The sequence below is a fragment of the Prescottella agglutinans genome (genome assembly GCF_004011865.1).
Classification (GTDB): domain Bacteria; phylum Actinomycetota; class Actinomycetes; order Mycobacteriales; family Mycobacteriaceae; genus Prescottella; species Prescottella agglutinans.
The window spans coordinates 330,810-349,744 of sequence record NZ_RKLP01000006.1 but is presented as its reverse complement, the minus strand read 5'-3'; the positions used below and the strand labels follow the sequence as shown (position 1 = coordinate 349,744).

At 70.5% G+C, this 18,935-nt stretch carries 19 protein-coding genes; 6 read left to right on the top strand and 13 right to left on the bottom strand.

Going from position 1 to position 18,935, the window contains the following annotated elements; translation table 11 throughout:
- Nucleotides 1-2: 2 nt before the first annotated feature.
- Genes EGT67_RS13920 through EGT67_RS13885 form a run of 8 tightly spaced genes read right to left on the bottom strand, consistent with a single transcriptional unit; the run spans nt 3 to nt 8,784 of the window.
- The gene (locus EGT67_RS13920; RefSeq protein WP_127916647.1) at nt 3-1,202 is read right to left on the bottom strand and encodes an argininosuccinate synthase; all 1,200 of its coding nucleotides are present in this window, start codon (nt 1,200-1,202) and stop codon (nt 3-5) included.
- A gap of 49 nt (nt 1,203-1,251) precedes the next feature.
- Nucleotides 1,252-1,761, bottom strand: a complete 510-nt coding sequence (locus EGT67_RS13915; RefSeq protein ID WP_127916646.1) for an arginine repressor — start codon at nt 1,759-1,761, stop codon at nt 1,252-1,254.
- On the bottom strand, nt 1,758-2,699 hold the full coding sequence (gene argF, locus EGT67_RS13910) for an ornithine carbamoyltransferase (RefSeq protein WP_127916645.1): 942 nt from the start codon (nt 2,697-2,699) through the stop codon (nt 1,758-1,760). The genes EGT67_RS13915 and argF overlap by 4 nt, the downstream gene beginning before the upstream one ends.
- A 3-nt stretch (nt 2,700-2,702) precedes the next feature.
- On the bottom strand, nt 2,703-3,923 hold the full coding sequence (locus EGT67_RS13905; RefSeq protein WP_127916644.1) for an acetylornithine transaminase: 1,221 nt from the start codon (nt 3,921-3,923) through the stop codon (nt 2,703-2,705).
- Complete coding sequence (argB, locus tag EGT67_RS13900) at nt 3,920-4,870, bottom strand: acetylglutamate kinase (protein WP_127916643.1); 951 nt, start codon at nt 4,868-4,870, stop codon at nt 3,920-3,922. Before argB ends, EGT67_RS13905 begins: the two co-directional genes overlap by 4 nt.
- The gene (gene argJ, locus EGT67_RS13895) at nt 4,867-6,111 is read right to left on the bottom strand and encodes a bifunctional glutamate N-acetyltransferase/amino-acid acetyltransferase ArgJ (protein ID WP_127916642.1); all 1,245 of its coding nucleotides are present in this window, start codon (nt 6,109-6,111) and stop codon (nt 4,867-4,869) included. The genes argB and argJ overlap by 4 nt, the downstream gene beginning before the upstream one ends.
- Nucleotides 6,108-7,190 carry an N-acetyl-gamma-glutamyl-phosphate reductase gene (argC, locus tag EGT67_RS13890; protein WP_127916641.1) on the bottom strand — a complete coding sequence of 361 codons (1,083 nt, stop codon included), beginning with the start codon at nt 7,188-7,190 and terminating at the stop codon, nt 6,108-6,110. The genes argJ and argC overlap by 4 nt, the downstream gene beginning before the upstream one ends.
- Nucleotides 7,191-7,245: 55 nt before the next feature.
- Nucleotides 7,246-8,784 (bottom strand): class I adenylate-forming enzyme family protein, encoded by a 1,539-nt coding sequence (locus EGT67_RS13885; RefSeq protein WP_127916640.1) that lies wholly within the window; start codon nt 8,782-8,784, stop codon nt 7,246-7,248.
- A 115-nt stretch (nt 8,785-8,899) separates the two neighbouring features.
- Here EGT67_RS13885 and EGT67_RS13880 point away from each other — a divergent pair, with 115 nt between their 5' ends.
- The 6 genes from EGT67_RS13880 (at nt 8,900) to EGT67_RS13855 (ending at nt 13,037) form a co-directional block, all read left to right on the top strand.
- Nucleotides 8,900-10,570, top strand: coding sequence for an acyl-CoA dehydrogenase family protein (locus EGT67_RS13880; protein ID WP_127916639.1), 1,671 nt, complete (start codon nt 8,900-8,902; stop codon nt 10,568-10,570).
- A 113-nt stretch (nt 10,571-10,683) separates the two neighbouring features.
- The gene (locus EGT67_RS13875) at nt 10,684-11,139 is read left to right on the top strand and encodes a bacteriocin immunity protein (protein ID WP_206612373.1); all 456 of its coding nucleotides are present in this window, start codon (nt 10,684-10,686) and stop codon (nt 11,137-11,139) included.
- Nucleotides 11,140-11,166: 27 nt separating this feature from the next.
- Entirely contained in the window at nt 11,167-11,775 is a 609-nt protein-coding gene (locus tag EGT67_RS13870; RefSeq protein WP_127916638.1) for a hypothetical protein, read from the top strand.
- A gap of 39 nt (nt 11,776-11,814) precedes the next feature.
- Nucleotides 11,815-12,282 carry a hypothetical protein gene (locus tag EGT67_RS13865; protein WP_127916637.1) on the top strand — a complete coding sequence of 156 codons (468 nt, stop codon included), beginning with the start codon at nt 11,815-11,817 and terminating at the stop codon, nt 12,280-12,282.
- Nucleotides 12,275-12,595: a transcriptional regulator gene (locus EGT67_RS13860; protein WP_127916636.1), complete on the top strand. Its 321-nt coding sequence runs from the start codon at nt 12,275-12,277 to the stop codon at nt 12,593-12,595. The genes EGT67_RS13865 and EGT67_RS13860 overlap by 8 nt, the downstream gene beginning before the upstream one ends.
- 46 nt (nt 12,596-12,641) lie before the next feature.
- The gene (locus EGT67_RS13855; RefSeq protein ID WP_206612387.1) at nt 12,642-13,037 is read left to right on the top strand and encodes a hypothetical protein; all 396 of its coding nucleotides are present in this window, start codon (nt 12,642-12,644) and stop codon (nt 13,035-13,037) included.
- A 76-nt stretch (nt 13,038-13,113) separates the two neighbouring features.
- Here EGT67_RS13855 and EGT67_RS13850 read toward each other — a convergent pair whose 3' ends face one another.
- The 5 genes from EGT67_RS13850 to EGT67_RS13830 all read right to left on the bottom strand — a co-directional run bounded on the left by EGT67_RS13850 (nt 13,114) and on the right by EGT67_RS13830 (nt 18,924).
- A complete protein-coding gene (locus EGT67_RS13850; protein ID WP_127916635.1) occupies nt 13,114-13,779 on the bottom strand; it encodes a DUF6891 domain-containing protein in 666 nt (221 codons plus the stop codon).
- Between the two features lie 127 nt (nt 13,780-13,906).
- Nucleotides 13,907-14,359, bottom strand: coding sequence for a hypothetical protein (locus EGT67_RS13845; protein WP_127916634.1), 453 nt, complete (start codon nt 14,357-14,359; stop codon nt 13,907-13,909).
- A gap of 67 nt (nt 14,360-14,426) precedes the next feature.
- Complete coding sequence (gene pheT / locus EGT67_RS13840) at nt 14,427-16,916, bottom strand: phenylalanine--tRNA ligase subunit beta (protein ID WP_127916633.1); 2,490 nt, start codon at nt 16,914-16,916, stop codon at nt 14,427-14,429.
- 31 nt (nt 16,917-16,947) lie between these two features.
- Nucleotides 16,948-18,018, bottom strand: coding sequence for a phenylalanine--tRNA ligase subunit alpha (gene pheS / locus EGT67_RS13835; RefSeq protein WP_127916632.1), 1,071 nt, complete (start codon nt 18,016-18,018; stop codon nt 16,948-16,950).
- Between the two features lie 105 nt (nt 18,019-18,123).
- Nucleotides 18,124-18,924 (bottom strand): TrmH family RNA methyltransferase, encoded by an 801-nt coding sequence (locus EGT67_RS13830; RefSeq protein WP_127916631.1) that lies wholly within the window; start codon nt 18,922-18,924, stop codon nt 18,124-18,126.
- Nucleotides 18,925-18,935: the final 11 nt, after the last annotated feature.

Here is an 18,935-nt window from a genome sequence, read left to right as displayed (position 1 = left end):
GATCAGAGGCCCAGATCGCGCTTCGCGGCGACCTTGGACGACAGGCCGTGGATGTTGACGAAGCCCTTGGCGTACGACTGGTCGAAGGTGTCGCCCTCGTCGTAGGTGGCGAGGTTGAAGTCGTACAGCGACTGCGGGCTGCGGCGGCCGTTGACGGTGATCGCGCCACCGTGCAGGAACAGGCGGATGTCGCCGGTGACCCGCTCCTGGGTCTTCGCGACGAAGGAATCGAGCGCGTCCTTCAGCGGCGAGAACCACAGGCCGTCGTAGACCAGCTCGCTCCAGCGCTGCTCCATCTGACGCTTGTAGCGACCGAGCTCACGCTCGAGGGTGAGGTGCTCGAGCTCCTGGTGCGCGGTGATCAGGACCATCGCGCCCGGGGCCTCGTAGATCTCGCGGCTCTTGATGCCGACGAGACGGTCCTCGACGACGTCGAGGCGGCCGACACCCTGTGCGCCGGCACGCTTGTTGAGCTCCTGGATGGCCTCGAGCACCGTGACCGGCTTGCCGTCGATCGCGACCGGCTTGCCCGCCTCGAAGCTGATGATCAGCTCGTCGGGGCTGTTCCAGTTCAGGGTCGGGTCCTGCGTGTAGTCGTAGACGTCCTTGGTGGGGGCGTTCCACAGGTCCTCGAGGAAGCCCGTCTCCACCGCGCGGCCCCACACGTTCTGGTCGATCGAGAACGGCGAACGCTTGGTGACGTTGATCGGGATGTTGTTCTCCTCGGCGAAGGCGATGGCCTTCTCGCGGGTCCAGGCGTAGTCGCGGACCGGCGCGATCACCTCGAGGTCGGGAGCCAGCGCACCGAAGCCGACCTCGAAGCGGACCTGGTCGTTGCCCTTGCCGGTGCAGCCGTGCGAGACGACGGTGCCGCCGTGCGCACGCGCGGCCTCGACGATGTGCTTGACGATCAGCGGACGGCTGATGGCCGAGACCAGCGGGTAACGGTCCATGTACAGCGCGTTGGCCTGGATCGTCGGCAGGCAGTACTCGTCGGCGAACTCGTCACGGGCATCCACCACGACCGACTCGACGGCGCCGCAGTCGAGGGCACGCTGACGCACGACCTCCATGTCCTCGCCGCCCTGGCCGAGATCGATGGCGACGGCGACGACCTCTTTGCCGGTCTCCTTGCCGATCCAGCTGATGGCCACCGAGGTGTCCAGCCCGCCGGAGTAGGCGAGTACGACGCGTTCAGCCATGGTGTGTGTGCTCCTTAGAAATCGAAGTGTTCGAGAAAGAGTCTAGTGGTCAGGCGAGGCGCTCTATCGCCGCGGCAAGCTCCGCTCCGGTGAGCGGTTCGCGGGCCACGACGAGGATGGTGTCGTCGCCCGCGATGGTGCCGACGACGTCGGGCAGCGAGGCCCGATCGAGCGCGCTGGCCAGGTAGTGCGCTGCCCCCGGCGGGGTGCGCAGGACTGCCAGGTTGCCGCTGGCGTCGGTCGAGACCAACAGCTCGCCCAGCAGCCGGGACAGACGGTCGGTGCCACCGGAGACGCCCCGCACGGGCGAGCCGTCCTCCGGCACGACGTACACCCCGGCGCCGCCGTCGGCGGCCCGCAGCTTCACCGCGCCGAGTTCCTCGAGATCCCGCGACAGCGTCGCGTTGGAGACCTCGATGCCCTCCGCCGCGAGCAGTGCGGCGAGTTCGGCCTGGCTGCGGATGTGGCGTTCGGCCACCAGCGCGGTGATCCGGGCCTGCCGACCGGCGCGCGTGTGCGCGACGGCGGCGGCCGGCTGCGTTCCCGGGGCGGAGGTCACGGCCGCGCCCCGGCGGACCGTTCGAGCAGCCACACGAGCAGCGCCTTCTGCGCGTGCAGTCGGTTCTCGGCCTCGTCCCACGCCCCGGACTGCGGGCCGTCGAGCACCTCGTCGGTGATCTCCTCGCCGCGGTGCGCGGGCAGGCAGTGCAGGACGACGGCGTCGGGCGCCGCCTTCGCGAGCAGGTCCGCGTTGATCTGGAACGGGCGGAACGGTCCGATGCGATCGAGCCCGTCCTCCTCCTGACCCATCGACGTCCACGTGTCGGTGACGAGGGCGTCGGCGCCGACGACCGCGGCCTGCGGATCGTCGGTGAGCGTGATCATCGCGCCGGTCTGCTCCGCCCGCACGCGGGCGGCGTCGACGACCGCCGGGTCGGGTGCGAACCCGACCGGGGCCGCGATCGTGACGTGCACGCCCGCGGTGACGCCGCCGAGCAGCAGCGAGTGCGCCATGTTGTTCGCACCGTCGCCGAGGTACGTCAGCTTCAGTCCCTTCAGCTCGCCCTTGCGCTCGGCGAGCGTCTGGAGATCCGCGAGCACCTGGCAGGGGTGGAACTGATCCGACAGCGCGTTGACGATCGGGACCGTCGCGCCCTCGGCCATCTGCTCGAGTCGCTCCTGCCCGAAGGTGCGCCAGACGACGGCGTCGACGAAGCGGGACAGGACACGACCGGTGTCCTGCAGCGTCTCGTCGCGTCCGAGCTGGGTCTTGCTGCCGTCGACGACGACCGCGTGCCCGCCGAGCTGCGCGATCCCCATCTCGAAGGAGAACCGGGTGCGGGTCGAGTTCTTGTCGAAGATGACACCGACGCCGCGGGGGCCCTCGAGCGGCTTCTGCGAGAACGGGTTCGCCTTGAGCTCACGGGCGAGCCCCAGCACCTCGGCCTGCTCCGCCGGAGTGAGATCGTCGTCCCTCAAGAAGTGCCGAACGGTCATGTACTACTTACCTCCTGCTGCCGATTCCGCCGCGGCCGTGTCGAGAATTCCCGGCAGCGCCGCGACGAATCCTTCCGCCTGCTCCTCGGTGAGGATCAGCGGGGGTGCCAACCGGACCACCCCGGGCTGTGCCGCGTTGACGAGATAGCCGGCGTCGCGGGCGGCGGTCTCGACCGCCGGGGCGACGTCCTCGGTGAGCACCACACCCAGCAACAGGCCGGCGCCGCGGACGTGGTCGACCAGCGGATGGCCGAGACCCTCGATTCCGGCGGAAATCGTCTTGCCCAGGTTGTCCGCGTGCGACAGCAGATCCTCGGCCGCGATGGTCTTCAGCACCGCGAGGGCCGCCGACGCGCACACCGGGTTGCCGCCGAAGGTCGTGCCGTGCTTGCCCGGACCGAACAGCTCGGCTGCCGCGCCGGTCGCGATGCACGCGCCGATCGGCATGCCGCCGCCGAGGCCCTTCGCCAGCGTCATGACGTCGGGCACGATGCCCGCCGCCTGGTGCGCGTAGAACCAGCCGGTGCGGCCGATCCCGGTCTGTACCTCGTCGAGGATGAGCAGTGCGCCGCGCTCGGCGGTGATCCGCCGGGCGCCCGCGAGGTACCCCTCGGGCGGCACGACGACGCCGCCCTCACCCATGATCGGCTCGAGGAACACCGCGGCGGTGTCCCCGTCGACGGCCCGGTCGAGCGCCTCGAGGTCGCCGTAGGGCACGTGCTCGACGCCGGGCGGCATCGGCTCGAACGGCGCCCGCTTGTCGGGCTGGCCGGTGAGCGCCAGCGCGCCCATCGTCCGGCCGTGGAACGCCTTCTCCGCGGCGATGATCTTGCGCCGTCCGGTTGCCCGGGCCAGCTTGAACGCGGCCTCGTTCGCCTCGGTGCCGGAGTTGCACAGGAACACCCGGCCCGTCACCGAGCCGGCGCCGTCCCCGACACCCATCTGGGAGAGGAGGTGTTCGGCCAGCGCAACGGCCGGTTCGCTCGCGTACAGGTTGGACACGTGCCCGAGGGTGGACAGCTGCGTGGTGACCGCCTCGACGATCGCCGGGTGCGCGTGCCCCAGGATGTTCACCGCGATGCCGGCGAGCAGGTCCAGGTACTCCTTGCCGTCCGCATCGGTGACGACCGCACCCTCGCCACGGACCAACGCCACCCGCGGCACGCCGTAGGTGTTCATCAGTGCGCCGGACCAGCGCTGCTGGAGATCCGTCGTGGCAGTCATGCCAGTCCTTCCGTGGTTACGAGTTCAAGTTCGGGTGCGGGGGTCACCATCGTGCCGATGCCCTCGCCGGTGAAGAGTTCGAGCAGGACCGCGTGCGCGACGCGGCCGTCGATGACGTGCGCGGTGGGCACGCCGCCCTCGACGGCACGCAGGCAGGCCTCCATCTTGGGGACCATGCCGGCGTCGAGGCTCGGCAGCAGCTGACGCAGTGCGGCCGTGTCGATCTCGGACGCGAGCGACGAGCGGTCGGGCCAGTTGGTGTACAGCCCCTCGACGTCGGTGAGGACGACGAGCTTCTCGGCGCCGATGGCCTCGGCGAGGGCCGCGGCCGCGGTGTCCGCGTTGATGTTGTGCACCACGCCGTCCTCGTCGGGCGCGATGGTCGACACGACCGGAATGCGTCCGGCCGCAATGAGATCGAGCACTGCTGCCGGGTTGACGGTGGTGACGTCGCCGACCAGTCCGATATCGGTGGCCTCACCGTCGACCTGGACGGTGCGGCGCGTCGCGGTGAACAGCCGCGCGTCCTCGCCGGAGATGCCGACCGCGAACGGGCCGTGCGCGTTGATCAGGCCGACGAGTTCGCGGCCGACCTGACCGAACAGCACCATGCGGACGACGTCCATGACCTCGGGGGTGGTGACGCGGAATCCGCCGCGAAACTCCCCCTCCATGCCGAGACGCTTCAGCATCGCGTTGATCTGCGGGCCGCCACCGTGCACGACGACCGGGTGGATGCCGATGGTGCGCAGGAACGCCATGTCGGCCGCGAACGCGCTCTTGAGGTCCTCGTCGATCATCGCGTTGCCGCCGTACTTGACGACGACGACCTTGTCGTGGAAGCGCTGCAGCCACGGCAGCGCCTCGGCCAGGACGTACGCCTTCTGGCTCGACGTCAGGTTCTCGATGGACGCCGCGGCGGTGCCGCTCGGGATGTCGCCGCTCATGACGAGTACGCCGAGTTCTCTTCGACGTAGGCGTGCGAGAGGTCCGTGGTCCGGATGCTGGCGCTCGAGGCGCCGACACCGAGTTCGATCGTCAGGTCGATGTCCATCCCCGACAGGTCCACCTCGCGGGCGCCGGGCGCGCCGACACCGTCGATGCAGACGGGATTGCCGTTGAACGACACCGCGATCCGGTCCGGGTCGAGGGTGATGGGAGCGATGCCGACCGCGGCGAGCACCCGGCCCCAGTTGGGGTCGGAGCCGAAGAGCGCGGTCTTGACCAGGCTGTCGCGGGCGACGGTGCGCGCGGCGACGAGGGCGTCCTGCTCGGACGCGGCGCCGCTGACGGTGACGCGGACCCGCTTGGTGACGCCCTCCGCGTCGGCCATCATCTGCTCGGCCAGGTCGTCGCACACCGCGAGGACGGCGGCGTTGAGCTCGTCCTGCGACGGGGTGACGGAGCTGGCACCGGACGCGAGCAGCAGCACGGTGTCGTTGGTGGAGGTGGCGCCGTCGACGTCGAGCCGGTCGAACGTCATCCGCGTCGCGTGGCGCAGCGCCTCGTCGAGCTGTTCGGCGGTGGCGACGACGTCGGTCGTGACGACGCACAGCATCGTCGCGAGCGACGGCGCGAGCATGCCCGCACCCTTCGCCATCCCGCCGACGTTCCACTTGTCGGCGTGGTGCAGCGCGGCCTGCTTCGGCACGGTGTCGGTGGTCATGATGGCGTGCGCGGCGTCGGTGCCGCCGGAGATCCCGCCGGCCAGCTCGTGCACGATCTCGGTGACGCCGGCGAGGATCTTGTCCATCGGCAGCCGGTCGCCGATGAGGCCGGTCGAGCACACCGCGACCTCGATCGCGCCGGTCTCGGTGCCCCAGTCGCTGAGCGACGCGGCCACGTGCTCGGCCGTCTGGTGCGAGTCCTGGAAGCCCGGGGCGCCGGTGCACGCGTTGGCGCCGCCCGAGTTCAGGACGACGGCCCGCAGGTGCCCGGTGGTGAGCACCTGCTGCGACCACAGGACGGGTGCGGCCTTGACCTTGTTGGCGGTGAACACGCCCGCGGCCGCCAGTTCCGGGCCCTCGTTGAAGACCAGCGCGAGGTCGGACTTGCCGCTGGCCTTGATGCCCGCCTTGATGCCCGCGGCCCGGAAGCCCGCGGGTGCGGTGACGCCCTGGGTGCGGATCAGCCGACCACCGGCGATCTCGACGGCATCGGGTGCAGCGAACTCGGAATCGGTTGTCACGGAGCAACTCCCACAGTCGAGAGACCATCGGTCTCGGGCAGGCCCAGGGCCAGGTTCATGGATTGGACGGCACCGCCTGCGGTGCCCTTGGTGAGGTTGTCGATCGCGGCGACCGCGACGAGCAGTCCGGCGTCCGCGTCGACGGTGACCGCGATCTGCACGGCGTTGGAGCCGACGACCGCGCCGGTCTGCGGCAGCTGCCCCTCGGGCAGCACGTGCACGAACGGCTCGTCCTTGTACGCCTTCTCGTACACCGCCCGGATCTCGTCGGCGCTCGCGGTGGTGGGCGCGGTGCACGTCGCGAGGATGCCGCGCGGCATCGGGGCGAGGACCGGCGTGAACGACACCGTCACGTCGGTGCCGGCGGCGGCGGAGAGGTTCTGCTTGATCTCGGGGGTGTGCCGGTGCGCACCGCCGATGCCGTAGGCACGGACCGAGCCCATGACCTCGGAACCGAGAAGGTCGGCCTTGGGCGCCTTGCCGGCGCCGGACGTGCCGCTGACCGCGACGACGTTGACCCGCGGCTCGACGACGCCCGCGGCCACCGCCGGCGCCAGCGCGAGCGACGACACCGTCGGGTAGCAGCCGGGCACCGCGATCCGGGTGGCACCGACCAGCTTGTCCCGTCCACCCGGCAGCTCGGGCAGACCGTACGGCCAGCTACCCGCGTGCGGGCTGCCGTAGTACTTCTCCCACGCGGCGGCGTCGGTGAGCCGGAAGTCGGCGCCGCAGTCGATGATCACGGTGGACTCGGGGAGCTGCTTGGCGATCTCGGCGGAGTTGCCGTGCGGCAGGCCGAGGAACACGACGTCGTGCCCGGACAGGGTCTCGATGTCGGTGGGGCCGAGGACGCGGTCCGCGAGCGGCAGCAGGTGCGGGTGGTGCGAGCCGAGCGTGGTGCCGGCGTTGCCGCCCGCCGTCAGCGCACCGATCACCAACGAACCGTCACGGTAGGCGGGGTGGCCGAGCAGCAGGCGCAGGATCTCGCCGCCCGCGTACCCGCTGGCGCCCGCGATCGCGACCTTGATCGGCGACCGGTCACCGGCCGTCGAAGCTTCGGAGTCTCCAGAAGTACCCATACGGATGATTATGCACCATCATGCAAACTCATTCATAGCGGGATTCCGGCCACGGTCAGTCCGCGAGCACCGCACCGCGCAGCACGTGCTTCGTGAGCTTGCCCGACGGGTTCCGCGGCAGCGCGTCGACCAGCACCAGCTCCCGCGGCACCTTGTACCGGGCGAGCTTGTCCGACAGGTACCCGCGCAGATCGTCGAGTTCGATTGTCCTCCCCGCGACCGGAACGACAACGGCGACCACCGTCTCGCCCCACTCCGGATGGGGCCGGCCGATGACCGCGACGTCGACGACGTCGTCGTGCGGACGAATCGCCTCCTCCACCTCCTGCGAGTAGACGTTCTCGCCGCCGGTGATGATGACGTCCTTGAGGCGGTCGACGATGAACAGGTAGCCGTCGGCGTCGACACGGGCGATGTCCCCGGTGCGGTACCAACGCCCGTCGAAGACATCGGCCGTGGCGGCGTCGTTGTCGAGGTAGCCGCGCATCCGGGTGTCGGCGCTGAGCCAGATCTCGCCGGTCTCGCCCGGCGCCGCGTCGACGCCGTCCGCCCGGACCACCCGCAGGTCGACGCCGGGCATGCCACCGCGCCCGATCGAACCGGCCTTGGCGATCTGCTCGTGCGGGTAGAGCGCGGTCCCGACCGGGCCCATCTCGCTCATCCCGTACACCTGGTAGAAGTCGTCCGACCGATAGACCTCGGCCAGCAGTTCGGCGGTCTCCGCGCCGATCGGCGCCCCGCCGTAGATCCAGCGGCGCATCGAACTCAGGTCGTAGGTGGTGAGGTCGACGCCCTGCGCCTTCGCGATCTGCACCGGCGCGAGGTAGGCGATGGGCGCGCCGAAGAAGGCGGTGGCCCGCTCGCGCTGCACCGTCTCGAGGAACTCGATCGGGTGGTACTCGCGCTGCAGGATCACCGTGCCGCCGAGGAACAACGTCGTCAGCGTCCAGTTGTTGAGCGGCGACGCGTGCCAGATCGGCATCGCGATCAGGAACCGGTCGTCGCGGGTCAGCCCCATCGTGGCGACGATCAGCGGCGGCACCGACGCGATGGTGCGATGCGTGTGCACGCACCCCTTGGGCGCGCTCGTGGTGCCGGACGTGTAGAGGATCTGCGCGACATCGTCCTCGGTGCCGTCCACGCCGTCCCATTCGGGCGCTGATGCGACGGCGGCGTCGAAGTCGTCGGCCGCCTCGACGTCGCTGCCGTGCGTGGCGGCCTCGGTGAGCAGCCACCGCGCCTGCGGCGCTCCCCCACGCGCAGCCGACACCAGGTCGGCGGACACGACGCCGACCCGGGCGCCGCTGTGGGCGATCGTGTATTCCACCTCGGGCGCGGTGAGCTTGTGGTTCACCGGCACCAGCACGCCGCCCGCGCGCCAGATACCGAAGGCGGCGATCAGGAAGCCGGGCGAGTTGTAGGTCATCACCGCGACCCGATCGCCGCGGCGGATCCCTTCGCGCCGGAACACCTCGGCGGCCCGTCGCGACGCGGCCTCGAGATCGCGGTAGCTCATCCGCTGCGCCCCGTAGACGAGGGCGTCCTTCTCGGGGGACTTCCTGCAGGCACTTTCCAGCAGCACGTTCAGATGCACCGGGGGTCTCCTTCACTGGGCCGGGCGGGGGTCCGTTGCCCGTCGCGCGAATCCGTTCTACAGTCACTCAACAAGAAGTGAATCATGATTCATTGCTTTGCGGAAGGGCTCGAAGATGACGACAACCGACGACTTGACGAACGCGGCGCCGCGCGGACACCGCACCCACGAGGTGTTCAACCAGGCACCGCCGCGGGTGGACGTCAACGAGTTCACGAGCAATGCCCCGCTCGTCGAGGGCGTCACCCGGTACGACGCCGAGTGGGCCGGCGCGCACCTCACCGAGGTGGGCGCGTTGGTCGGGACCGCCGAGTTCCAGCACGCCGCCGAACTCGCGAACACCGAGGTCCCGCGGCTGAACTCGCACGATCGCTACGGTCACCGCATCGACGAGGTCGAGTACCACCCCGCCTACCATCGCGTGATCTCCGCGGCCGTCGAGCACGGCGCGCACACGGCGGCGTGGGCGGAGCCCCGCACCGGCGCCAACGTCGCGCGAGCGGCGACGTTCATGCTGTTCGCGCAGGTCGAGCCCGGCCACGCCTGCCCGATCTCGATGACGCACTCGGCGGTGCCCTCGCTCATGCTGGCCCCCGACCTGGCCGAGCGCTGGCTCCCCCGGCTCTACTCGCGCGGCTACGACGGCGCCCTGGCCGCGCCCGGCGACAAGCCCGGCGTGCTGTTCGGCATGGCGATGACCGAGAAGCAGGGCGGCTCCGACGTCCGCGCGAACACCACGACGGCGCAGCCGCTCTCGGACGGCACCTACACGCTCACCGGGCACAAGTGGTTCTGCTCGGCACCGATGTCGGACGCATTCCTGGTCCTGGCGAACGCGCCCGAGGGCCTGTCCTGCTTCCTGGTGCCGCGCGTGCTCGAGGACGGCACCCGCAACGTGTTCCGCATCCAGCGCCTCAAGGACAAGCTCGGCAACAAGTCGAACGCCTCGTCGGAGATCGAACTCGACGGAACGATCGGCCACATCGTCGGGGAACCGGGCCGCGGCGTGCGCACGATCATCGAGATGGTGGCGCGGACCCGCCTCGACTGCGTCTACGGCTCGACCGCCGGCATGCGGCAGTCGGTCGCCGAGGCCCTGTGGCACGTGCGGCACCGCTCCGCGTTCGGCGCGACGCTCGTCGACCAGCCCGCGATGACCGCGGTGGCCGCCGACCTGGCGCTCGAGTCGGAGGCCGCGACGGCCACCGCGCTGCGTCTGGCCCGCGCCCACGACGACGACGCGTCGGAGTCCGAGAAGGCGTTCCGCCGCCTGGCCACCGCCGTGAGCAAGTACTGGATCTGCAAGCGCGGACCGCACCACGCCTACGAGTCGCTCGAGTGCCTCGGCGGCAACGGCTACACCGAGGCGTTCCCGCTGGCCCGCCGGTTCCGCGAGCAGCCGGTGATGGCCGTGTGGGAGGGATCGGGCAACGTCATCGCGCTCGACGTCCTGCGGGCGATGACCCGCGAGCCCGAGTCGGTGCAGGCGTTCGACGCCGAACTGAATCTCGCGCGCGGCGCGTCGACGCTGTTCGACGCGCACCTCGACCGGGTGCGCGCGATGCTCGCCGAACTCGCGACCCTCGATCCCGGAACCGCGCAGTTCCGGGCCCGGCCGGTGGCCGCCGCTATGGCGCTCGGGCTGCAGGGCTCGCTGCTGCTGCGCACCGCCCCCACCGCGGTCGCGGAGGCGTTCATCGGCGCGCGGCTGGGTGCCGACCGCGACCTCGAGTACGGATCACTGCCCGCGGGAACCGATTTCGCGGCGATCCTCGAACGCCACTGACCCAACCACACCCCGCCGCCCCAGCCCGGAACCACCGCGGCTGGGGCGGCCGCGTCGCCGTCGGCCGTCGCCGCACTGGCAGCGTTCGGGATCCGCTCGGCATAATCCGTGCCGTGGATCTGAGAGTCGAACTGATGCCCCCGTCGGTGGACCGGCAGCGACTGGACGAGCTGTGCCGTGCGATCTCGCGGATCGCCGACCTGGTGCTCCGCGGATCCGAGAGCGCGCGACAGGAGATCGAGACGTTCAACGCGAGGACGGGCCACGCCTATTCGGCTCTCGACTTCGCCGAGTACGACGGCGGCCGGGACTTGGCCGAGTTCGCGCTGGAGGCCGCCCGGCCAGCCCGGCCCCGAATCACGGACATCACCTCGGACGAACTCGTCGAGATCGTCCGCAGACTCCTGGCCGGCGACCCGGAGAGCGACTACTACCTCCGGGTTCTGGACACCAACGTGCCGCATCCCCGAGTCAGCGACCTGATCTACCATCCTCCGGCCGAGCTGCGGGAAGCCTCGGCCGAGCAGATCGTCGACGAGGCCCTCCGATATCGTCCGATCGCGCTGTGACCGGCCGCGTCGGTGCAGAGTGACGCCATGACTCTGTGGATCGTCGAGTACGTTGCCGGGGAGCCGGGTTGCCCGCCGGTCCTCAAGGGGAAGCTCAACCGGCCGTGGGACTGGGACGCGTTCGATCCCCGGCCCGCCGCGTCTCCGGCCGAGTGGGACTACGAGCTCGTCACGACGAATCGGCGGCTCGACGTCGACTATTGGGGCGTGAACTGGCTCGCGTCGGAGGAGTTCGTGCGGATCTGCCGCGGTTTCGGGCTCCGGCTCGTGACGGTCCCCGTGCGGGTGCTGCAGTCCGGCGGGGTGCCGACGGCGAAGCGGTACAGCCACCTCCGCTGGGGCGAGTGGGCGTCGGTGATCGACCTGGCGGCATCCGACGTCGAGCTCGAGTTCGACCCTGCCAGCGGTGAGCCGTCCCGCAATCGCAACATCCCGGACGCGCCGACGTTCGAGTCCGTCGCCCGGTTCGAGATCGCGGAGGCGCGCGTTCCCGAGGCGGCGGCCTTCATGTGCACCGATGTCGACCACGCGCTCGTCTGCACTGACGAGTTCAAGCGCGCCTGCGAGGCGGCGGAGCTGCGCGGACTGGGATTCTCCCCGCTCTCCGAATACACGAAGACCGATTTCTGGGGGTAGCCCGCGAGCTCACGGCGTGCCCCGCATAGACTTTCCGCCATGGAAAGTCACTTTGCCGGCTCATCACCCCAGGCTGCGGTCGAGGTGCTCGAGGCACTGCAGGCGGACCGCGATCGACTCGTCGAGAACGCGTGGGTGCGGTGGCCGCTCCTGGCTGCGTTCGGCGCGGCCGGCGCGTGGTGGGTTGCTTCGGCGGCCACCGCGCGCCCGGGCGAGGACTACGAACCGCCGGCCTCCAGCTGGTGGGCGCCGGTCGCGGCGCTCGTCATCGCCTACCTCGTTCGGCGGGAGACCGGTATCCGTTTCCGCGCGATCGGTGCCCGGGCGGCGTGGGCGGTGACCGGCATCATCGCGACGTGCTTGATCCTGTTCAGCGCGTCCCTGGGGCTGGCATCCTTCGGTCTCCGTTGGGCTGTCGTGCTGACGAGTCTCGGCGCTTTCGTCGTGACGACTCTGCTGTCCGGGGTCGCGTATCGGGCGGCGCTCGCAAAGATCCGCCGTGGCTGAGGCTGCATTCGACGAGCTGATCCACGCACCCGCCAGACTCCGAATCTGTGGTCTGCTCAGACCCGTCGACCAACTCGACTTCGCGGTGATGCGTGACGCCTTGGGGATTGCGGACGCCGCCCTGTCCAAGCATCTCAAGGCGTTGGTCGTCGCCGGATATGTTTCGTCGACCAAGGCCGCGTCCCTGGATCGGAGCGACGCGCGACGGCTGACGTGGCTCTCCCTCACCCCGGCCGGCCGTTCCGCCTTCGACGCGCATGTTCGCGCTCTCCAGGCAATCACCGGCCTGCCCGACCGGCGCAGTATCGAGTAGCCCGGGGCCGCCGGAGAGAACAGCACGACCGGTACCATCTCCGCGCGTGAGCTACGACATCGTCGCCTTCGACCCCGCCGCCACGACGGACAGCGGTTTCCTCGACTGGTACGACGCGCAGACCGAATGGGCCGAGGACCACGACTACTGCGACGTCGCGGTGACCACGCCCGACCTCCGCGCGTTCTACACCGCGATCGCCGAGGTCTTCCCGCCGCTCAACGGCCCCGACGCTCCCGACGACGAGCAGCTCGCCACAGACGCGAGCCTCGAGGGACGCCTCACCGACTACAGCATCGGAACGACGATCGTCTACGCATCCTTCGGCTGGTCGCAGGCAGAGCGCGCCACGGAGATGTTCCGCGAACTCGCCGCCGAGCACAAGGTCGCGGTCGCCCTGGTCAGCCACGACTCACCGGTCCCGATCGTCCGCCCGCAGTAGAGGATTCACGCCGCGTCCGCCGGCCGGCGAGCCGGGCCCGCCGACTCGGCTCCGTCGGGTCGACCGGTGGATCGCGCTACGCCTCGATCGGGGCGTACCAGTCGGCGTTCTCGAGCAGCACCCGCGTGCCCAGGTCCCGATTCCATTCCGGCTCGATGCCGTGCCGCCGTAGGACTGGAAACACCACGTCGTCGAGCAGGCGCGTCACGTCCGCAGTGTAGAGGTCTTCCTTCGCCGCTTCGCTGAGCGCGTCGTACGCGGCCTCGTCGAACGCCTCGGGCGGAAACGCACCGTAACCGATGTAGGTGGTGCCGTCCTCGAGGAGACGGTCGGTGTCCTGCTGGTGGAAGTAGACATAGCCGCTCCAGTGGCGGCTGTCGTCACGCTCGTCCCAGATCTCGCCGGATGCGCAGGTGCCGCAGCAGGAGAAGTCCGCGCGGGCGACCACTCCGTTGGCATTCAGTTCCTCGAACGCGGCGATGGTGCGGGAGGTGTAGGCGCCGATTTCCTTCTGCTGGCGTAGCCGGACGGTGCGGAGTGCGGCGAACGCCGCCCCGAGCTGCTCGTCGGTGAGGTCGTAGTCCTCGCCGTAGCAGTCGATGAAGTCGTCGACGTCATCGCGGCCGGTGATCAGCTGATCCCAGATCTGCCGGGTCAGCTCCGCGCGGTCGTCCTCGTCGAGCGGTAGGGCGGGCAGGGTGGCGTAGGACGGAATCACGTTCGGGTTCGACAACGCGCTCACAGCGCGACCTCCAGATATCGAGCGGAACCAGGCGATGTGCCCGGCAGCGAGGAGGGTAGCGTCGTCGACCGACAAGTCGGTACTGCGCTCGACGAAGCGATACCGACCCGGCACGACGTCGCCTGCGCTACTCGTTCTTCATGGACCGGCGGATCTCGTCGAGCCGCTCGTGGGCGGCCTTCTCCCGTGCCTGCCACTGCTCGTCGAGGTCCCGCCCCGCCTGGCTGCCGCGCTCGAGTTCCTCCGAGCCGAGCGCGGTGCCGAAGCGTTCCTCGATCGTGTCGCGGACGCGGTCGAACGTCGGGACTCCGGCATCGGTGTAGTCGGGGCCGGGCACCGCTCCGCCGGCCATCGTCAACGGCGGTGGAACGTCCGGCGGCGCGGTGGGCCGGGACGGATCCGGCGGTATGTCCGGGGTGTGGCCGACGCCGGCGGACAGCATGGACGCGGCCGCGTGCACCGGGGCGAGCGCCGGGCGTCCGGCCGTCGCGGCAAGCACGACCGCCAGCAATTCGGCGTCGTCGAGACCGTGCAGTCGCGCGAGCACGGCATCCGATCCGCCACTGTCCGTGTCAACCATGAGGGGCTCCTCTCGCCGGCGCCTTCCAGGCTAGCGAGAGGAGCCCCTCATCGGTCGAACTCGGGTGTCAGCCGCGCAGAACGGCCCCGACGGCGTCCGCCGCGGCCGCGACCGCCGCATCGCGTGCGGCGCTGGCCTCGTCCTCGGTCAGTGTGCGGTCGGTGCCGCGGAATCGAAGTGCGAACGCCAACGACTTGCGGCCCTCGCCCACCTGCGCGCCCTCGAAGACGTCGAACAGGCGGATGTCCTCGAGCAGTTCACCGCCGCCGCTCCGCAGGGACGCCTCGACCGCAGCCGCCGGAACCGAGGCGTCGACGACCACCGCGACGTCCTGCAGGACGGCGGGGAACGGCGAGATCCGCGGCACCGGAAGAACTTCGGCGACAGGAAGCGCGTCGAGGTCGACCTCGACCGCGCACGTGCGCGCCGGCAGCCCGGCCCGCTCGAGCACCGCCGGGTGCAGCTCGCCGGCGTGCCCGACGACCTTTCCGTCGAACACGACCTCGGCGCAGCGGCCCGGGTGCCACGGCAGGTACTGCGCGGCGCGCAGTTCCACCGCGACCCCGGCGGCGTCGGCGATCGTCTGCACCGCGGCGAACGCGTCCGCCGCCTCGGCGGGACGGCCCGCACCCCACGGCCCGGACGGCTCCCGCAGACCCGACAGCACCACCGCGACGTGCACCGGCTGCGCGGGCAGCGACTTCAACAGCTCGGCGATCTGCTCGTCCGTGGGACGGCGGTCCACCGGCAGCGCGTCGACCGGCTTGGTGTCCGGACCCGGCTGCACCACCTGCGCGATGCCGTACAGCGACAGGTCGCGCTGACCGCGAGAAGCGTTGCGGGCCAGCACCTCGAGCATGCCGGGCAGCAGCGTGGTGCCGAGCTCGGGACGATCGGACTCGAGCGGGTTGAGCACCCGGGTGGTGTTGCGGCGCGGGTCGTCGGCGTCCAGGCCCCACGTGTCGAACACGGCGTGCGGCAGGAACACCGGCGGCAGGATCTCCACGAACCCCGACGCGGCCAGCATCTTGCCGACGGTGCGGCGGCGGCGCTGTTCCGGGGTGAGGCCGCGACCGGCGGGGGCGTGCGGGAGCACCGACGGGATCTGCTCGAGACCCTCGAGGCGCAGCACCTCCTCGACCAGATCGGCCGGCTGTACCAGGTCGGGGCGCCACGACGGCGGCGTCACGACGAGCTGACCGTGCCCGGACTCGCTGACGCCGACCTCGACGACGCAGCCGATCTGCGTCAGCCGCCGCGCGGCGGTGCCGTTCGGGTAGGCGACGCCGGCGACACGGTCGGGCAGGTCGATGTCCATGCGGATCTGGCCCGCCGGCGCGACACCACCGACGTCGGTCAGCACCGGCTCGACGGTGCCGCCCGCGATCTCGACCAGCAGCGCCGCCGCACGGTCCAGCGCCGGGAGCGCGACCTCGGGGTCGACGACGCGCTCGTACCGCTTGCTGGCCTCGCTGATCAGCTTGTGTCGACGCGACGTCTTGAACACCGCGAGCGGATCCCACGTCGCGGACTCGAGCAGGATGTCGGTGGTGCCGTCGTGGACCTCGGTGGTGGCGCCGCCCATGACACCGGCGAGCGAGACCGCACCGGAGTCGTCCGCGATCACGACGTCCTCGGGATCGAGGGTCCGCTCCACGCCGTCGAGGGTGGTCAGCTTCTCCCCCGCCTCGGCGCGGCGCACCACGAGACCGCCCTGGACCTTCGCGGCGTCGAACGCGTGCAGCGGCTGGCCCAGCTCGAGCAGCACGTAGTTGGTGACGTCGACCGCCGGCGAGATCGGGCGCACACCCGACATCAGCAGCCGGCGCTGCAGCCACCACGGGCTGACGGCCTTGGGGTCGATTCCGGTGATCCGGCGGGCCGTGAAACGGGTGGCCTTCGACTCCGGCTCCAGCTGGATCGACCACGCCTCGCCGCCGTCGGACGGCAGCGCCGGCACCGCGGCCGGATCGGCGAAGCCCAGATCGAAACCGCAGGCGAGCTCCCGCGTGAGACCGCGCACCGAGAAGCAGTAGCCGCGGTCGGGGGTGATGTTCAGCTCGATGATCGTGTCGTCGAGGCCCAACAGCTCGTTGGCGTCGGTGCCCGGCTCGGCGGTCCCCGGCTCGAGGACGAGGATGCCCGAGTGGTCCTTGCCGATGCCCAGCTCGGAGGCCGAGCACATCATGCCGTTGGACACCTTGCCGTACGTCTTGCGGGAGGCGATCGCGAAACCACCCGGCAGGACCGCGCCCGGCAGGGCTGCGACGACGAGGTCACCCTCGGCGAAGTTCCGGGCGCCGCACACGATCTCCTGCGGTTCGTCGGCTCCGACGTCGACCTTGCAGAAGCGGATCGGCTTCTTGAACTCGGTGAGCTCCTCGATCTCCAGGACCCGGCCCACGACCAGCGGACCGGTCACGGGCTCGAGCGGATCGACTTCCTCGACCTCGAGGCCGACGCGGACGAACCCGGCGTCCAGTTCGTCGGCGGTCACCTGCCAGTCCGGCGTCGCCCGCTGCAGGATCTCGGTCAGCCACGATTGCGCTACTCGCACGTCTACTCAGCTCTCTCGCTCGTGAGTGGTCTCAGGCCTGGACACCGAAGGGCAGCGTGAACCGCACGTCGCCCTCGACGATGTCGCGCATGTCGGGGATGCCGTTGCGGAACTGCAGCGTCCGCTCCAGACCCATGCCGAATGCGAAGCCGGAGTATTCCTCGGGGTCGATCCCGCACGCGCGCAGCACGTTCGGGTTCACCATGCCGCAGCCGCCCCACTCGACCCAGCCGGCGCCGCCCTTCTTGTTCGGGAACCACACGTCCACCTCGGCCGACGGCTCGGTGAACGGGAAGTAGTTGGGGCGCATGCGGGTTCGCGTCTCCGGCCCGAACAGCGCGCGGGCGAAGGCGTCGAGCGTGCCCCGCAGGTGCGCCATGGTCAGGCCCTTGTCCACCGCCAGACCCTCGATCTGGGAGAAGACCGGCGTGTGGGTCGCGTCGAGTTCGTCGGTGCGGAACGTCCGCCCGGGGCACACCACGTAGATCGGGATCTCCCGCGAGAGCATCGTCCGGACCTGCACCGGCGAGGTGTGGGTGCGCAGCACCTGACGCGAGCCCTCGGGCGCGATGTGGAAGGTGTCCTGCATCGTGCGTGCCGGGTGGTCCGGCAGGAAGTTGAGCGCGTCGAAGTTGAAGTGCTCGGTCTCGACCTCGGGGCCCTCCGCGACCTCCCAGCCCATGCCGACGAACACGTCGGCGATCTGCTCGGAGATGATCGTGATCGGGTGCCGCGCACCGGCGGGCCGACGATCGGACGGCAGCGTCACGTCGATCGCCTCGGCGACCAGCACGGCCGCGTCACGCTCGGCGAGCAGCACCTCGCGGCGCGCGTCGAACGCGGTGGCGACCCGGGTGCGGGCCACGTTCACCCGCTTACCGGCCTCGGACCGCTCCTCCTTGGGCAGCGCACCCAGACCGCGCTTCGCGAGCGCGATCGGCGCCTTGTCGCCCAGGTGATCGATCTTGGCCTTGGCGAGTTCGTCGAGATCCGCGGCCGCCGCGAACGCCTCCTCGGCGGCGATTGCCGCGGCACCGAGCGCCTCCTCGGTCAGCGCGTTCGCATCGACAGTCGGCGGGGCACCGCCCTCATTCTTAGCCACGACCGGTGCAACTCCTTGTCTATCGATGGATATCAGCGCGCGCGGGCACAACACTCGAATCCTAGGCGATCGGCCCAGGACGGTTCGAACGAGTTCGGCGGACCGTCACGTGCCCCGATGCTGGACGCGCGCGCTCGCGTACAGGCAGATGGACGCCGCGGTCGCCAGGTTGAGGCTCTCGGCACGACCCCGGATCGGGATCCGCACCCGATGGTCGGCGCGGGCCGCGACCGCGGGATCGAGTCCGTGGGCCTCGTTGCCGAACAGCCACGCGGTGGGACGGGCCAGCAGGTCGTCGGCCTCGTCGAGGTTCACCTCGCCGTCCGCGGCCGTCGCGAGGATCTGGATACCCGCGGCCGTGAGCGCGTCGAGGACGGCGTCGGTGTCGCGTTCGCGCACGATCGGGAGGTGGAACAGGCTTCCGGCGGAGGACCGCACGCACTTGCCGTTGTGCGGGTCGACGCTGTCGCCGGCGAGGATCGCGGCGTCGGCCCCGACCGCGTCGGCCACCCGGATCACGGTGCCGGCGTTGCCCGGTTCGGCGATCGCGACGGGCACGGCCAGCAGGCGGGTGTCGGCCGTCACCGCGCTGGCGAGCGGAACGTCCAGCAGATCACAGACCGCGATCACGCCAGGCGGCGTGACCGTGTCGCTCATCGCCCGGATCGCCCGATCGGTGACGAGCGATGTCCGGATCCCGGCGCCGTGCGCGGTCTCGATCAAATCGGGGTACCGCTCACCGGCGTGTTCGGTGAAGAACAGCTCGTGCACGGTGGTGCTGACCAGCGCCTCGGCGACGGAGTTCTCGCCCTCCGCGAGGAACCGTCCCGTCTTCCTGCGCTCTGCGCCGCGCAGGAGCTTGACAGCAGAAACGACCCGTGGAGTCCGTTCGGTGAACGGGTCCACGGGTCGATTCC

Coding starts and splice junctions, on each gene's coding strand:
- EGT67_RS13920 (WP_127916647.1), bottom strand. CDS start 1,202: ATGGCTGAACGCGTCGTACTCGCCTACTCCGGCGGGCTGGACACCTCG.
- argF (WP_127916645.1), bottom strand. CDS start 2,699: ATGACCGTTCGGCACTTCTTGAGGGACGACGATCTCACTCCGGCGGAG.
- EGT67_RS13905 (WP_127916644.1), bottom strand. CDS start 3,923: ATGACTGCCACGACGGATCTCCAGCAGCGCTGGTCCGGCGCACTGATG.
- argB (WP_127916643.1), bottom strand. CDS start 4,870: ATGAGCGGCGACATCCCGAGCGGCACCGCCGCGGCGTCCATCGAGAAC.
- argC (WP_127916641.1), bottom strand. CDS start 7,190: ATGGGTACTTCTGGAGACTCCGAAGCTTCGACGGCCGGTGACCGGTCG.
- EGT67_RS13880 (WP_127916639.1), top strand. CDS start 8,900: ATGACGACAACCGACGACTTGACGAACGCGGCGCCGCGCGGACACCGC.
- EGT67_RS13870 (WP_127916638.1), top strand. CDS start 11,167: ATGACTCTGTGGATCGTCGAGTACGTTGCCGGGGAGCCGGGTTGCCCG.
- EGT67_RS13865 (WP_127916637.1), top strand. CDS start 11,815: ATGGAAAGTCACTTTGCCGGCTCATCACCCCAGGCTGCGGTCGAGGTG.
- EGT67_RS13845 (WP_127916634.1), bottom strand. CDS start 14,359: ATGGTTGACACGGACAGTGGCGGATCGGATGCCGTGCTCGCGCGACTG.